At 44.6% G+C, this 15,462-nt stretch carries 19 protein-coding genes and 1 riboswitch; of the genes, 8 read left to right on the top strand and 11 right to left on the bottom strand.

Going from position 1 to position 15,462, the window contains the following annotated elements; translation table 11 throughout:
- Nucleotides 1–25 precede the first annotated feature (25 nt).
- Together AC0L13_RS00870 and AC0L13_RS00865 are read right to left on the bottom strand one after the other, a co-directional pair.
- Nucleotides 26–1,012, bottom strand: a complete 987-nt coding sequence (locus AC0L13_RS00870; RefSeq protein WP_473643003.1) for a homoserine dehydrogenase — start codon at nt 1,010–1,012, stop codon at nt 26–28.
- A gap of 55 nt (nt 1,013–1,067) precedes the next feature.
- Nucleotides 1,068–2,363 (bottom strand): O-acetylhomoserine aminocarboxypropyltransferase/cysteine synthase family protein, encoded by a 1,296-nt coding sequence (locus AC0L13_RS00865; RefSeq protein WP_473643001.1) that lies wholly within the window; start codon nt 2,361–2,363, stop codon nt 1,068–1,070.
- Between the two features lie 121 nt (nt 2,364–2,484).
- Nucleotides 2,485–2,600: riboswitch (SAM riboswitch) on the bottom strand.
- A gap of 172 nt (nt 2,601–2,772) precedes the next feature.
- On the opposite strand from AC0L13_RS00865, the gene AC0L13_RS00860 reads away from it, so the two are divergent.
- A complete protein-coding gene (locus AC0L13_RS00860) occupies nt 2,773–2,946 on the top strand; it encodes a hypothetical protein (RefSeq protein ID WP_473642999.1) in 174 nt (57 codons plus the stop codon).
- Nucleotides 2,943–3,581 carry a glycerol-3-phosphate acyltransferase gene (locus AC0L13_RS00855; RefSeq protein WP_473642997.1) on the top strand — a complete coding sequence of 213 codons (639 nt, stop codon included), beginning with the start codon at nt 2,943–2,945 and terminating at the stop codon, nt 3,579–3,581. Before AC0L13_RS00860 ends, AC0L13_RS00855 begins: the two co-directional genes overlap by 4 nt.
- A gap of 29 nt (nt 3,582–3,610) precedes the next feature.
- Here the strand turns inward: AC0L13_RS00855 and AC0L13_RS00850 are convergent, their stop codons facing one another.
- The 7 genes from AC0L13_RS00850 to AC0L13_RS00820 all read right to left on the bottom strand — a co-directional run bounded on the left by AC0L13_RS00850 (nt 3,611) and on the right by AC0L13_RS00820 (nt 7,610).
- Nucleotides 3,611–4,384: a sulfite exporter TauE/SafE family protein gene (locus AC0L13_RS00850; protein ID WP_473642995.1), complete on the bottom strand. Its 774-nt coding sequence runs from the start codon at nt 4,382–4,384 to the stop codon at nt 3,611–3,613.
- A 53-nt stretch (nt 4,385–4,437) separates the two neighbouring features.
- Entirely contained in the window at nt 4,438–4,668 is a 231-nt protein-coding gene (locus AC0L13_RS00845) for a sulfurtransferase TusA family protein (protein WP_473642994.1), read from the bottom strand.
- Nucleotides 4,669–4,697: 29 nt separating this feature from the next.
- A complete protein-coding gene (locus AC0L13_RS00840) occupies nt 4,698–5,825 on the bottom strand; it encodes an MBL fold metallo-hydrolase (protein WP_473642992.1) in 1,128 nt (375 codons plus the stop codon).
- 32 nt (nt 5,826–5,857) lie between these two features.
- Complete coding sequence (locus AC0L13_RS00835) at nt 5,858–6,424, bottom strand: sulfurtransferase TusA family protein (RefSeq protein ID WP_473642990.1); 567 nt, start codon at nt 6,422–6,424, stop codon at nt 5,858–5,860.
- 49 nt (nt 6,425–6,473) lie between these two features.
- The gene (locus tag AC0L13_RS00830) at nt 6,474–6,770 is read right to left on the bottom strand and encodes a rhodanese-like domain-containing protein (RefSeq protein WP_473642988.1); all 297 of its coding nucleotides are present in this window, start codon (nt 6,768–6,770) and stop codon (nt 6,474–6,476) included.
- Between the two features lie 16 nt (nt 6,771–6,786).
- The gene (locus AC0L13_RS00825) at nt 6,787–7,266 is read right to left on the bottom strand and encodes a DsrE/DsrF/DrsH-like family protein (RefSeq protein WP_473642986.1); all 480 of its coding nucleotides are present in this window, start codon (nt 7,264–7,266) and stop codon (nt 6,787–6,789) included.
- A gap of 80 nt (nt 7,267–7,346) precedes the next feature.
- The gene (locus AC0L13_RS00820; RefSeq protein ID WP_473642984.1) at nt 7,347–7,610 is read right to left on the bottom strand and encodes a metal-sensitive transcriptional regulator; all 264 of its coding nucleotides are present in this window, start codon (nt 7,608–7,610) and stop codon (nt 7,347–7,349) included.
- A gap of 242 nt (nt 7,611–7,852) precedes the next feature.
- On the opposite strand from AC0L13_RS00820, the gene AC0L13_RS00815 reads away from it, so the two are divergent.
- A complete protein-coding gene (locus tag AC0L13_RS00815; RefSeq protein ID WP_473642982.1) occupies nt 7,853–8,083 on the top strand; it encodes a DUF2187 family protein in 231 nt (76 codons plus the stop codon).
- Nucleotides 8,084–8,167: 84 nt separating this feature from the next.
- Here AC0L13_RS00815 and AC0L13_RS00810 read toward each other — a convergent pair whose 3' ends face one another.
- Complete coding sequence (locus AC0L13_RS00810) at nt 8,168–8,809, bottom strand: HD domain-containing protein (RefSeq protein ID WP_473642980.1); 642 nt, start codon at nt 8,807–8,809, stop codon at nt 8,168–8,170.
- A 125-nt stretch (nt 8,810–8,934) separates the two neighbouring features.
- Nucleotides 8,935–9,912, bottom strand: coding sequence for a YeiH family protein (locus AC0L13_RS00805; protein ID WP_473646797.1), 978 nt, complete (start codon nt 9,910–9,912; stop codon nt 8,935–8,937).
- A gap of 128 nt (nt 9,913–10,040) precedes the next feature.
- Here AC0L13_RS00805 and AC0L13_RS00800 point away from each other — a divergent pair, with 128 nt between their 5' ends.
- The 5 genes from AC0L13_RS00800 (at nt 10,041) to AC0L13_RS00780 (ending at nt 15,389) form a co-directional block, all read left to right on the top strand.
- A complete protein-coding gene (locus AC0L13_RS00800) occupies nt 10,041–10,934 on the top strand; it encodes a LysR family transcriptional regulator (protein ID WP_473642978.1) in 894 nt (297 codons plus the stop codon).
- A gap of 59 nt (nt 10,935–10,993) precedes the next feature.
- Nucleotides 10,994–11,653, top strand: a complete 660-nt coding sequence (locus tag AC0L13_RS00795; RefSeq protein WP_473642976.1) for a lysoplasmalogenase — start codon at nt 10,994–10,996, stop codon at nt 11,651–11,653.
- A 37-nt stretch (nt 11,654–11,690) separates the two neighbouring features.
- Entirely contained in the window at nt 11,691–12,917 is a 1,227-nt protein-coding gene (gene pepT, locus AC0L13_RS00790) for a peptidase T (RefSeq protein WP_473642974.1), read from the top strand.
- A gap of 13 nt (nt 12,918–12,930) precedes the next feature.
- Nucleotides 12,931–13,899, top strand: coding sequence for a DMT family transporter (locus tag AC0L13_RS00785; RefSeq protein WP_473642972.1), 969 nt, complete (start codon nt 12,931–12,933; stop codon nt 13,897–13,899).
- A 146-nt stretch (nt 13,900–14,045) separates the two neighbouring features.
- Nucleotides 14,046–15,389 carry a serine hydroxymethyltransferase gene (locus AC0L13_RS00780; RefSeq protein ID WP_473642970.1) on the top strand — a complete coding sequence of 448 codons (1,344 nt, stop codon included), beginning with the start codon at nt 14,046–14,048 and terminating at the stop codon, nt 15,387–15,389.
- Nucleotides 15,390–15,462 lie beyond the last annotated feature (73 nt).

The following is a 15,462-nucleotide window of genomic DNA, read 5'->3' as shown; positions in this document are numbered from 1 at the left end:
AATCTAAGATTCCTCCTCCACTTTTTTAGTTCGGCACTAGAACTGATTCGTGTTGACGAATAATATGCAATAAATCGGCAATCATTGCACTTCCTGTTGGATACATGCCAGCGCCGGGTCCTACCAAAGTTAACGGTCCTAAATACTCGGTATCTACAATGATTGCATTGTCGACACCGTCTATGCTGTACAGCGGATGATCCGCCCCGATCAAAACCGGTCCTACCGTCGCTTGCAGCTTTCCTTTTTTGTCCTTCCAAATATCAGCTACGTGGCGATAGCGAAGATCACCTTTGGATGCATCGATAATATCGATTGACTCCAAATGATCAATTCCGATAACCGGTACGTCATCCCAATCGGGCTGCCTGCCGAAAGCGAGCGAACTTAAAATCATCAGCTTGCGGAAAGCGTCCGTACCGTCCACGTCATCCGCAGGATCCGCTTCCGCGTACCCGTTTTTCTGGGCATGCAAGAGAGCTGCTTTGAACGAAGAACCTTCTTTACGCATTTTTGTCAAAATGAAATTTGACGTCCCGTTTAAAATACCTTGAATCCGTTTGATACGGTCGCCTGCAATAAGATTTGTCACTGTCCGGATAATCGGGACGCCGCCAGCTGTTGTCGCTTCGAATCCGACTTGCACATTGCGGAATTCTGCATGCTTCAGTAATGCAGGTCCGTGTTTAGCGAACATCTTTTTATTCGCAGTAATAATGTGGCAGCCCTTCTCAATCGCTTCCGACAAAAACGTATAGGCAGGCTCTTCCCCGACAATTGCTTCGAAGATAACATCGATTTCGGGATTATTCCATATTTCCTGAATGTCGTCGGTGAATTTCGCTCCTTGAATCGGCTTGCGTCTTTTCGCCTTGTCTTTCACAAGGATGGATACGACATCAACTGTGAAACCAGTGCTCTCTTTAATCTCCTCCCGCTTCTCCTGCAGGATTCTATACACACCTTCACCGACCGTACCAAAACCGAGTATGGCCACTTTAATTGACGGCATTATACCACCCTTCCTTCCTAACTTTGCTTTGTCATTTTAAATCAAAGTCGCTCTATTATCGGACTTCGACAGGCGCAGCTTTCTCAATCGCCTGCTGCAAGTCTGCAATCGTATCTTCCGTAGACTCAAGTCCGACAGACAGACGGATCAATTCTTCTGGCGTTCCCGTCTTTTTCAAGTCCTCAGCAGACAATTGCTGATGTGTCGTCGATGCAGGATGGATGATAAGTGATTTTGCATCCCCTACATTCGCTACGTGTGACCACAACGTAATATTGTCGATCACTTTGCGTCCTGCTTCACGTCCACCTTTAATACCGAAGACGATGATGGAGCCGAAGCCATTTTTCAAGTATTTCTTAGCATTTTCATACGTCGGATGGTCTTCCAATCCTGCGTATGTTACCCACTCTACAGATGGATGCGATTTTAGGAACTCAGCCACTTTAACGGCATTTTCGTTATGACGAGTAACACGCAAATGAAGCGTCTCTAGCCCTTGTAGGAAGTTGAAAGCACTATCCGGATCTAGGCAAGGCCCGAAGTCGCGCAGTAATTGGACGCGAAGCTTTGTCGCAAATGCAGCTGCCGCAGTGTCAATACCGTATCGAAGTCCGTTGTACGTTGTATCAGGCTCTGTAAAGCCAGGGAATTTCCCTCTCGTCCAGTCGAATTTCCCCGCGTCTACAACGACGCCGCCGATTGTTGTTCCATGGCCGCCGATCCATTTCGTCGCGGAATGAATGACAACGTCCGCCCCGAACTCGATTGGATTCGATCCGTATGGGGATGCAAATGTGTTATCGATGATGAACGGGATTTCATTCTCATGCGCAATGTTTGCGACCGCTTCGATATCGAGCACTTGAAGGCTCGGGTTCCCGATTGTTTCAGCGAATATCGCTTTTGTTTTGTCCGTGATTGCAGCACGGAAGTTTTCAGGGTTTTCTGCATCGACGAATTTTACATTGATGCCGTAGCGAGGAAGCGTGACGGCGAATAGATTATACGTTCCACCGTATAGGTTGCCCGCCGCGACGATCTCGTCCCCAACTCCAGCAATGTTCAAAATGGAAAAGGCGATAGCGGCCATACCGGAAGAAAGAGCGACAGCGGCTGTTCCACCTTCTAAAAGTGCAACTCTTTCTTCAAAGACAGCAACAGTCGGATTCGTGATTCTTGTGTAAATATTGCCTGCTTCTTGCAAGCCGAATAAGTTTTGGGCATGTTCAGTATCGCGGAAAACAAATGCAGTAGTACGGTGGATCGGCACAGCGCGTGAACCTGTAATAGGATCCGGCTTTTGGCCTCCGTGTAAAAGAAGAGTTTCTGGTTGAAGTTGGTTTGTCATTTTTATTACCTCCAGTGGATTTTTTTAAGATGAAAAGGCAATGCGGAGGCGTTGGGGGTTTTTGGAATAAAAAAAATAACCCCTTTCGCTAAGAGAAGGGTTACGCTTTCGCTTATTCCTCCTCTTATCTTTCAGACCGTTTGCACGAATCTGTAGGAAGTAGCACCTTTGCAAGTTCGTCACTTGCCGGTTGCCGGGCATCGCAGGGCCTAGTCCCTCCGCCGCTCTTGATAAGAGTTTGGGTATTCAGTTTTTCATCTTGTTGAACAGTATAGGAGACTCTTTTTGAAAAGTCAAGAGGTGAATTTATTTTTTTCTGAAACTTCCGCTTTATCTCTGATGTTATAATAGTTTTAGTAATTGGACTGACGGCGCAGGTGTGCTTGCATCGGACGTGGAACCTGCCTCTTTGGTCGCGTGGACACTTGCTTTGGACACGGAAGCACCCTCTTTGGACGCGCAGACACTCACTTTGGACGCGGGAGGGCCTTCTTTGGACGTGCAGCTACTTGCTTTGGACGCGATTCAACAGGCTTTGGACGTTGGTGCATATGAATATATTAATTTTGGAGGATTTATATGACGTTATGGATTTTGGGCATAGTCATTTGTGGTTATTTAGTCGGCTGCTTGCACGGTTCGACAGTTGCACATTGGATTTCTGGGGTTAATTTAAAAGAGACTGGTGTGAAAAATGCTGGGGCGTCGAATGCGATGATTGTTCTCGGGAAACGGTATGGCGCTCTTGTTGCATTAATTGATATCGGCAAAGGCGTTCTCGCGGTCATTGCGGTAAGATTGCTAGCAGGACATTTCGGACTGCCTGTAGAATCTATCATATTGTTATTATTTGTTGTCGGCGCAGCCGTTATATTCGGCCATAATTTTCCGTTCTATATGAAGTTCAACGGTGGTAAAGGAACGGCTACCGTAATCGGTGTACTTTTCGCCATCGATTGGCGATTCGGGCTTGCCGGGCTTGCTTTATTCATACTGGTTGCCCTTCTCACCGACATTCTTGTCATCGGCGTCTTCATGCTCTATATTACTCTCTTCGTCATGGCCGTTTGGCTCGATGGTTATTGGCCGATACTGATTGCCGTGTTGCTTTCCTTAATGGCGATCTGGAAGCATATCGAAAACTTCAAGCGAATTCGAAAAGGGACTGAACCACGGATTCGTGCATCATTCAAGAAAAAACAGAAGCACTCGGAATGAGGCTTCTGTTTTTTCTTATGCTATCCTTATCAAAAATCCAACCAAATCTTCACAGCCGTCCCTAAAATCAACACCGCCAATATACCCTGCAATATTTTCGTATTCATCTTCTGTCCCGCCTTTGCCCCTAGTGGAGCAGCAAGGATACTCGCTACAATCATGATGGCGGCTGGTCCGTAAAGAACTTGGTCAGTCACGATCTTCCCTACCGTCGAACCGATCGATGAGATGAATGTGATAGCAAGTGACGTTGCAATTGTCATGCGTGTCGGGATTTTCAAAACGACGAGCATGATCGGAACTAGAATAAAAGCACCTGCAGCTCCGACAATCCCAGCAGCAATGCCGACGATGAAAGCAAGTACGGCTGCAAGCCATTTATTGAAAACGACTTGATCCGCCGGAATATCATCCAGTCCTTTTTTCGGAATGAACATCATGACGGCCGCAATCGTTGCCAAAATGCCATACACGAGATTGATGCTTCCTTCTGATATCAAATTGGAACCATACCCTCCGATAAAGCTTCCGACTAAAATCGCACTTCCCATATAAATGATCAATGTCTTGTTAAGATATCCGCCTTTCCGGTACGCCCACACTCCGGATATTGTCGCGAAGAACACTTGGATTGCACTGATTCCTGACACTTCGTGTGCAGAGAATGCGGCAATTCCGAGCAATGGCGGAATGTATAATAGCATCGGATATTTGATAATTGATCCACCGATTCCGACCATGCCGGAAACGAAGGACCCTATAAATCCAATGAGAAAAATGGTAACGAGAAATGTCAAATCCATAAAATCACTCTCCTTAATTAGGAAAAGGGTATCTGTTTAGATACCCCCACCCTTTATTCAGCTTTCTTAATCCAGAACATGAAGACGCCTGCTTCTTCTTTTTGGTCAATCATTTCATGGCCGCTTGATTTTGCCCATGCTGTCAAATCAGCAACCGAACCTTTGTCAGTCGCTTGAATTTCTATAATTTCTCCTACTTCCAATTCCTTAATTGCCTTTCTTGTTCGTACAACCGGCATTGGGCATGCCAACCCTTTTGCGTCTAATACTTTTTTTACGTCCATTTGGTCATCTTCTCCTTATAATTAATTTGTCACCGTACCGCGCAACGGTTCGGTCCAATTTCCATTTCACGCTGTGTTTCCTCATTTGGCGCAATTTTACCCATGTTCATTTGACGGATTTCTTGGTATGCGTTCGGTTGAGGAGGCAAGTTTCCCGTCACCAATTGCCTGAATTCCTGTTCATCCTTAATATTCAAACCGTGGTTAACCTCAAATAGCTTCCCTAACTTTTCGGAGACACTTCCGTCGTCATTCAATTCTTCGATAATCATGAAGTGCGCCGGAAGAACGAGAAGATCCTTCGCTAACTCGCGGTAGCGGCTATACAAAGTCTCCCGCAAATCACCGACCCAATCTTCCGCCAATCCCGCAAGGTCAGGTCTCCCGATTGAATCAATGAATAAAATGTCTCCTGTCAATAAATAAGCGTCATCGACAATAAACGAAGTGGAGCCGATTGTATGGCCCGGTGAATAGAGCGCCTGAATATCGATTTTCGATGTCCCTACAGTTATGACACGGCCATCTTCTAACGGTTCGTATGCAAACGTTACTTCTTTCGCGTCTTTCGGCGGGAGCCAGTATGTTCCATTCACGGCTTCGGCAATTTTACGCCCGCCGGAAATATGATCAGCGTGCAAATGTGTATCGAGTACGTTCGTAATTTTCACGTCCAATTGTTTCGCGAAATCAAGGAAGACATCCGTCATTCTTGTCGCATCTACAATGACCGCTTCACCGTTTGACATGATCATGTAAGAAAGGCAACCTTTTCCGATGCGCACGAATTGATAAATCGAGCCGCCATCCTTCAAGTCACCTATTTTCACCGGCTCCAAATGCTCGCTCCACGCCTTCATGCCTCCTTGTAAATAGGAAACATCACGTCCCTCTTCAGCAAGCATTTCCGCGACGAAAACTGAAGAGCCTTCCTTTGCACAGATGACGATAATATCTTGATCGGTCGGGATTTGTGGAAGAATTTCTTCTACACCGTCCAATAGATCGAAATATGGGACATTCAAGTATTGAATGTTATCCCCTTCAATTTTCCAATCTGCGAATGCATCTTCATTACGGACATCCAAAATGAAGAAGTTCTCTTTATTGATCACCTTTTTTGCGACTTCCGCAGCCGTCATTGGTGTTACTGTCATACTTATCTCCTCCTATCTAGCAAAGTTCGTTATTAAATAGATTTTTCTATGGGACCGTTCCATCCACTCATGCCGGGTACAACATTTTTTACGTTCTTGAATCCTGCTACAGCAAGTTTTTGTGCAGCCATGTCGCTCCGATTGCCTGATCGGCAAACAATGTAGATAGAAGCTTCTTTATCTAATTCGTTAAAAGATTTTTCAATATCACCAAGAGGCAGCGACTGCGCTCCTGAAATATGGCCGAAAGCGAATTCCGCAGCTTCACGGACATCCAATAAAACAATCTCCTCTCGGTTCGAAAGTGCGGTTTCCAATTCTTCATTGGAAACGACATGAGGATAGCTCATTTCCTCTTTTTCCCCTCCTTCGGATTTTCGTAAATAATGGGTAAGCACTCCATCTTCTTCCGTTGTGCCTAAAAATTGATGTCCTGAACTTCCCGCCCAAGCTTTGAGGTCGGCGGAAGAACCTTTATCGGTTGCCTGAACCTCAAGGACACTACCGAGTTCCAACTCTTTCATTGCTTTTCTCGTCTTGACGACTGGCATTGGGCACGCCAAGCCTTTCGCATCGATTATGTGATCTGCTTTTATCATTTTCCGTCTCTCCAAGTACCCGCAGGGGTATATTTTTCTTTATAAAAAATTACTTAGTAGGGCCTTCCCAAGCCAACATACCGCCAGTCATATTTATGACTTGGTATCCGTAACTTTCCAAGAACTTCGTTGCCTGCCCGCTGCGTCCGCCAGAGCGACAAACCATAATATATTCCTTCGCTTTATCCAATTCGTTCATGCGGAACTCCAACAACCCTAAAGGGATATTGATCGCGCCAGGAATTTTACCTTCAGCTACTTCGTCGACTTCACGGACATCGATAATGTTCAGCGGTTGCCCAGCAGATAATTTTGTTTCGATTTCTTTTGCTGTCACTTCATTCATGTTGTTTCCTCCTAATTTAGATAAATAAATTCACACTGCCATCTTGTGCATCAGCTAAATAAGCAGCTACCCCTGCATAGTCAATCCCATCTAGCAATTCGTCTTGATGAAGACCTAACAAATCCATCGTCATCGTACAAGCGACAAGTTTAATATCCTGTTCTTGCGCTAGTTCAATCAATTGGGGAAGCGTCATCGCATTATGTTTTTCGATGACGTGCTTAATCATTTTTGGTCCCATTCCAGCCATATTCATTTTCGAGATGCCCATCTTATTAGCACCACGAGGCATCATTTTCCCAAACATCTTTTCAAGGAACCCTTTCTTCACGGGAACATGCTCTTCTTTCCGGAGTGTATTCAATCCCCAGAACGTATGGAAGATTGTCACTTCATGATCGTAAGCCGCCGCTCCATTTGCAATAATATAAGCAGCCATTGCTTTATCGTAGTCTCCACTGAATAAAACAATGGTTGTTTTTTTCGTTTCCGACAATCCTATCTTCCTTTCAAAATTATTATACACTACCCTACCCCGTAAGGTATAATGAATGCTAATAAGAAAAGAGTCAACAGTTAGCGACTCTTTACCAAAAGATCTACAGCTTCTTTTATAATCTCCTCTTGAGACATCGAATTAGTTTCATCAACGTTCTGCATACAAGAAATGATATTTGAGCTGACAATAACACCGATTGTACGGTCAATCGCCGAACGGGAAGCAGACAATTGTGTAACGACTTCTTTGCAGTCTTTTCCTTCTTCGATCATCCGTAAAATCCCTTTTATCTGACCTTCGATTCGTTTTAATCGATTTACGATTTTATCATCATATTCCAATTGTGCTCAACTCCTTTCTCGTTGATTACAAAACTGATTGTATACCCCTCCAGGTATAATGTCAAGCAACTATTCTTCTTGGATTCAGGATTCTGCAAAGTACGACAATTTATGATATAATAATAATAGACAACTTGATAGAGATCGTTTTCAACTAGTTGTTTTCCATCATGATTCGATTGCTTAGGGCATGCCCAAGCAATTTTTTTCATTAAGAATTATGATGAGAATGAACAGTAGGAGTGATCAGATTGGCTTTTCCACGCAGTGAAAAACCTGTTTCAGATTTTGTCGCAGCTCGTCATATCGATGAGGAAATCTCGTTCGTTCGCAATGATCATGAGGTGAACGGAACAATCCAAAAAATCCTAGAGAACTCAGTCATCGTTAAGATTTCAGAGGAAGATGCAGACCGAATCGGTGTCGCATCCAATCTCACCGTTGTTTCCCACAAGAACTACTCCGTAGTCTAATTTCATATGGGAAAAGGGCATTTCCACGTGGGAATGCCTTTTTCTTGTGCATTCTTTAGAACCGATGACTTTTATGTATGTCTTTCAACTGTTACATTCTTTAATGATCCGCATTGCGATGCCCGATAACTCCCCATGTTCAGTGAAACGTTCGCTGAGCATATCCGTCAGAATATGGTCGAGGAAGTATTTTACGCAGTTCATATTTTGAAATATCAGTATTGTTCTTAATGCTTCTTCATATATCTCTATAAACAATGGCTCTGGATTACCTTTTTGAATTTCACCAAATGCTTCATAAAGCAAATCAATTTTATCAGCAACAGATAAAATGCGCCCCTCCAATGTCTCATCTTTACCTTCCTTAAATCGCTCCAAATAAATGCCTTGAAACTCAGATGGAAGTTCCTTTTCTACAAACTTTCTTGTCATTTCTTCTTCTACTTCACTGAAAAGTTGCTTCAACTCTTTCGAAGCATATTTTACAGGTGTCTTTATATCTCCCGTAAAAAGTTCAGCGTAGTCATGGTTCAATGCCTTTTCATATAGGATTCTCCAATCCACTTTCTGTCCAACCTTTTCTTCGACCGTTCCAAGAAATTGAGCAATTTTCGTCACCTTAAATGAATGGCTGGCGACGGAATGGTGCTGATATTTGAACTTTCCTGGGCAACGGATAATTTGTTCTAAATCAGATAAGCTTTTAAAATATTGATGTACACCCATCCTCTTCATCACCTTTCTATAATAAGCATTATCAATACTTTCCCTTATTTCATCTAAATTATGCATGTAAGGGATTCATATCAAATAAGGCGCCTTTTCCTTTTTCGGAAAAGACGCCCACAATTTTATATAATAAAATACACCAAAACAGACAAACAGACTGATGTGATAGTCACCGCTATCAACGGCCTCATCGCGCGTTCACGCAGGTCTTTCAAGCTGACGTTCAATCCTAAACCGACCATGGCAGCAGTCAATAGCCATGTTGTCACTGTACTGATTCCTGTCATCACTTCATCAGACACAGGTATTGAATGACCTAATACATAACTTCCAAATATGCTTAACAGAATGAACCCGACAAGGAACCAAGGGAATTCGATTTTGTTCTGCCCCTCTTCTTCCCCTTTGCTTTTGCGCTTCATGAAATAAATGAAAATGAAGCATAACGGGACTAATAAGAATACCCTGCCGAGTTTCGCAAGCAATGCGATGGCGAGCGCATCTTCTCCCGCAGGAGCTGCGGCAATCGCGACATGCGCCAATTCGTGGAGACTCATGCCCGACCAGATGCCGTACTCAGTTGGGAGCAATGGCACAATCGGTCGCAATACTGTATAGCCAATTGCAAACACCGTCCCCAGCATAGCGATGATACCGACCCCGATTGCAGTATCTTCATCCTTCGCCTTGATGATCGGCGCAACCGCCGCAATGGCTGCAGCTCCGCATACCCCCGTCCCTACTCCAAGCAGTAAAGAAATATCTTTATCCGCCTTCAGCCACTTGGCAAGAAGGACCATAAGCCCGATGGCAAATGCAATGACGAGCACATCACGCGCCAGCAAGCCGAGTCCATCGCGGAAAACGACATCGATGTTTAATTTCAATCCGTATAAAATGATCGCTAATCTCAGCAGCTTTTTCGATGAAAACGTAATTCCCGCGCGAAGCGCTTCAGGATAACCGAATAATTGCCGGTATGCGACGGCAATTATGATGGCACTTGCCAATTGTCCGATATGGTTGAATCCAGGTACTTTCGCTAATAAAAAACCTAATAATGCAATAAAAAATGTGAAAGCGATTCCCGCAAACCACATGCTATTTTTTTGATTCACCTATACCACCTCCTATGTAAGCGTAATATGCAGTATGTCATAAGTAAAATAAATTATAATAATGCCTATGATAAGTAAAATGATATGATTGATTGCAAGGAGTGATGGAGATGGACCAGCAACTTCAAGTATTTGTAACAGTAGCGGAAAAAGAGAGCTTTTCACGCGCCGCTGAAGAGCATCATATGACCCAGCCGGCAGTAAGCCAATATATCCGGCAGTTCGAGGAACAGATCGGGACAAGACTGCTAGAGCGTACGAATAAATACGTCCGGCTGAACAAAGCAGGGGAAATCGTCTATCATCACGCTAAGGAAATCCTTGCTCTGTATACGAAAATGCAAAATCTTGTCGATGATCTAGCGAATAAGGCGAGTGGTCCTTTGTCGATCGGCGCAAGTTATACGTTCGGCGAATACGTGCTGCCACGCATTATCGCCAATTTGAAGCAGACTTATCCCGATATCCAACCGACAGTGACAATCGGCAATACAGCAACTGTCGCTGATTTAGTCGCAAGCCATCAGCTCGATATCGGCATCGTGGAAGGAAAATTCAATGCTGCAAGACTCATCGTGGAGGATTTTGCGGAGGACGCCATGGTAATCGTCTGTGCAGCCGACCACCCGCTTGCACGAAAAGGAAAATCTCTCGAAATGACCGAATTGGAGCAAGAGACTTGGATTGTTCGTGAGCATGGGTCGGGCACACGTGAAGCGATGGATAATTTATTTGAGCAGCATGGGATTTCACCGAGCAAACTAATGGATTTCAGCAGCACTCAACCAATCAAGGAATCTGTCGAGGCAGGCCTCGGTATAAGTCTGCTTTCCCATTGGTCGATTAAGAAAGAATTGAAAAACGGTGATTTACGAATGCTGGATGTCAAAGGGCTCCCTTACTGTCGCAAATTTTCTATTGTGACGAACACTCCTTTCCAAACGAAGGCGCTTGAAGTTTTCATTGATATCTTGCGGACTAAAAAATTATTGACGACGCTTTAACAGAAGGATTTCCACGTCCCCCTATCGAAGTGAAAAGGAGGAGAGGAGCTGTATAAGCAATGAGGAATATCGTATTGACAGCTATCATCATAATGGGTGCCCTTTATATATTTTTAATTCCACCTGATCCGGTCGGTTTCAAGATTTTCATGAAGCTAATTCCTATGGCACTCATTATCATATTCGCTGCGATGACGCCGTCACTGATTTCACATAACTATAAAAGAATCATTATTGCAGGGTTATTCATTTGCATGATTGCGGATGGTGTTATCTACTGGTTCATGGCAGGTCTTATTACTTTTTTCATTGGACATCTTTTTTACATCTTTGCTTTCAATTCTGCAAGCCGCAAACATATACCGAAATGGGCGGCAAGTTTGCTATTGTTATACGGCGTGGGCATGGCCATCTGGATTGCCGGCTCACAATTTGCTAATGGCGAATCAATTCTTGGGGTGGCTATCCTCGCTTATATCGCAGTCATTTTGACGATGGGCTGGATGGCGATTCGTACCCAGTTGAAGCTTGCCATTTTCGGGGCGCTGCTATTTATATTTTCCGATTCGGTGCTGGCGATTGACCGATTCGTCGTAGACATCCCCTACAGGGACGCATTTGTCATGGTGACGTACTATGCAGCGCAAGTCTTCATTGCTGCAAGCATCGGCAGTCGGGTCGTCAAGTATTCCGTGAATCGAAACAATCTGATAAGATAAGGGAAATAACGCTTTACACTAACTGGAGGTATTTGGAATGAAAGAAAAACTGATTGAACGCCTAACACGTTATGCAAAAATCGATACACAATCGGATGCAAATAGCACATCCACCCCATCCACACCAGGTCAGTGGGATTTGCTGCATGTGCTCGAAAAAGAACTTGCTGAAATTGGAATGGAAGAAATCACTTTAGACGAGAACGGTTATTTATTTGCCTCCCTTCCGTCAAATACTGACAAAGATCTACCGGTTATCGGATTTCTAGCGCACGTCGACACAGCAACTGACTATACAGGCAAAAACGTCAATCCACAGCGTATAGACAATTACGATGGAAACGACATCCAGTTGAATGCACAAACAACAATGTCCGTCTCCACATTCCCTGAGTTGAAAAATTATGTAGGCCATACACTCATCACAACAGATGGTACGACATTGTTAGGTGCTGACAATAAAGCCGGGATTGCTGAAATCATGACGGCGATGGAGTATTTGATTCAACACCCGGAAATTAAACACGGTAAACTGCGTGTCGCTTTTACACCTGACGAAGAAATCGGGCGCGGGCCGCATAAATTCGATGTGGAAGCATTTGGTGCAAAATATGCGTATACAATGGATGGCGGACCTCTTGGTGAACTGCAATATGAAAGCTTCAATGCAGCTGGAGCAAAAGTGACATTTCACGGAACAAACGTGCATCCAGGATCCGCGAAGGATAAAATGGTGAACTCAATCCTTATCGCGAGCCAATTCCAAGCGGCGATGCCTGCAAATGAAATTCCGCAAGTGACAGACGGTTATGAAGGGTTCGTCCACTTGATGGATGTAAGTGGATCTGTCGAAAAAACCGAGCTGCATTTTATTATCCGTTACTTCGATCGTGAAACATTTGAAGCGCGAAAGCAATTGTTTGTCGACTCTGTGGCTCAACTGAAAAAAGAGCATGGCGAACATGCCGTGGAACTTGAGCTGAATGACCAATATTTCAATATGGGTGAGAAAATCGAGCCTGTCATGGAAATTGTAGATATTATTTCGGATGCATTCAAAGCACTCGATATTAAGCCGGATATCGTGCCGGTGCGCGGTGGTACGGACGGATCCCAGCTTTCCTATATGGGCATGCCGACGCCGAATATTTTTACGGGCGGCGAGAATTACCACGGTAAATATGAATATATCTCCGTCGACAATATGGAAAAGGCGACGAATGTCATCATCGAGGCTGTAAAGCTTTTCGAAGAACGTGCATAAGGAGGGCGTCACTGTGAAAGCCATTTGGATAGGTATACTGTCATCTTTGTTTTTTGCGGTGACGTTCGTATTGAATCGGTCGATGGAAATTTCGGGAGGCAGCTGGTTATGGAGTGCCTCCCTCCGTTATTTCTTCATGGTTCCGTTTTTGATTGCCATCGTCGCTTATCGTAAAGGGCTTCGGGATACAAGCAAAGCTATGGCCGCGAAGCCCCTTCCCTTCTTTGGCTGGAGCGTCGTTGCTTTCGTCCTTTTTTATGCACCCCTCACTTATTCCGCTGCGTACAGCCCAGGTTGGCTCCTTGCGGGGACTTGGCAATTGACGATTGTTGCAGGCGTTCTGTTGGCGCCTTTGTTCGTCATTGTCGTGAAGACTAATGAAGGAGAAAAGAAGATTCGGCAGAGAATCCCCATAGTTTCGTTGCTCATTACATTAATCATTTTTGCGGGTGTCATTTTATTTCAAATTCCGAACGCAAACAGTGTCGATACACGTACTTTATGGCTCGGCATCCTTCCCGTTATCGTAGCAGCGTTCGCCTACCCGTTAGGCAATCGAAAGATGATGGATTTATTGCAAGGAAGGCTTGATACCTTTCAGAGAGTGCTAGCGATGACGTTGATGACCATTCCGGTTTGGATCGGTTTTGCTGTCTATGCGATGTTCACTGTCGGACCGCCATCCATGAGTCAGGTCATTCAGTCGTTAATTGTCGCAGTCAGCTCGGGCGTCATTGCGACAACGCTGTTCTTCATGGCGACCGACCTTGTCCAACATGACCAGGGCAAGCTCGCTGCCGTGGAAGCGACCCAATCGACAGAGCTCATTTTTGCGATGATCGGCGAAATGATCATTTTACATATTGCGCTGCCTGGCCCGCTTTCGCTGATTGGAATATTGGTGATTATTATTGGGATGGGATTGCATAGCTATCAGACGTCAGTAGGAAGAAAGAAGAGCCTTACAATAACACAACCCTAACGTCCTATGATTCGGATCAAACCGAATATAGGACGTTTTTTTATCGAAAACTATCAAACTATTCTACTTTATCAGTTGATTCTTAGAATTAAAAGTGATATATTGGTTTACAGGTTCAATAAATTTTATTACGGGAGGAATAATCAATGAACAGAGCTATTTCCGCTACAAAAGAGTTCCAGGTACATGATGTAAGCGCACTGGAGAAAGCGAAGGAAATTATTGAGAGCAGTTCAACCGCCCGAGAAATACAACAAGAAGTGATTGATGCAGTTGAAAGGAATGCGATATGGAGAGGTGAGGAATGCCTTAACCTATTGGCTCCTGAAGCCCCTACCAGTCAAACTGTCCGGAATTTGCTTGCATCTGAAGTAGGCACCCGTGCCGCAGAAGGCCATATCGGACCAGAGCAGCGTTGGTTTGCAGGTACGAAGCATATTGATGAAATTGAAGCACTTTGCGTGGAATTATTGAAAAAGGTCTTTAAGTCCAATTACGCCGATCACCGATTGGTTGCAAGCATGATTGGAAATATGGCAGTCTATGCTGCGCTAACTGAACCAGGCGATCAGATCATGACCATTTCCCAGCCATTGGGTGGCCATTCCAGCAACAGGCAAGATGGCCCTGCAGGAATCAGGGGGCTGAAAATTGCAGATGTGCCAATGAATGCGAAGGAACTGACTGTGGACTTGGAAGAATTCGAGCGCGTAGCCAATGAATTGAAACCGAAGCTCGTTACACTCGGAGCTTCGATGACGCTGTTCCCTTTCCCTATTAAAGAAATGGCGGAAATTATCAAGCCTTGGGGTGGTCGAATCTTCTTTGATGGAGCCCATCAACTAGGTTTGATCGGCGGAGGTCAATTCCAAGATCCTTTGAGAGAGGGTGCAAGCGTGATGACAGGATCTGCTGGAAAAACGTTCAGCGGCCCTCAAAGTGGGATCATTGTCTGGAATGATCCTGAACTGACAAAACCTTTGACAGACGCCATATTCCCTGCCCTCGCGGCGACCCACCAAGTGAATCGGGTGGCAGCACTCGCGGCATCCGCAGCTGAATTCCTGGAATTTGGAGAGGAGTATATGGCTCAAATTGTTACAAATGCGAAAACACTCGGCCAAGCCTTCCATGACCGAGGCATAACAGTCCTCGGCGCCCATAAAGGCTTCACAGAGACACACCAAGTCATTTTGGATGTAAAAGAATTCGGTGGAGGTCTTCACGTCGGACACGAATTGGCGAGAGCCAACATCATTACGAATAAAAACTTGATCCCAAGTGATAAAGCAGAGGATAAGGACCGTCCTAGCGGGCTTCGTATCGGGACAATTGAAGTGACTCGCTTGGGGATGAAAGAGGAAGAAATGAAACAGATCGCTAACCTGATTGCAGATATTCTAACTTCAGCCAAAGACATTGATACTGCAAAAGAAGAGGCAATCCGCCTGCGCAAGCAATTTACAAAGCTTCAATACTGCTATGACTGAAGCTGTTACATTCTAAAAAAAATATAACAAACAGGGTGTGGATGTTGAATCCTCTACCCTGTTTTTTACTTTC

The organism is Sporosarcina sp. QA0331, assembly GCF_055808055.1.
This window is presented reverse-complemented; position numbering and strand designations above follow the sequence as displayed.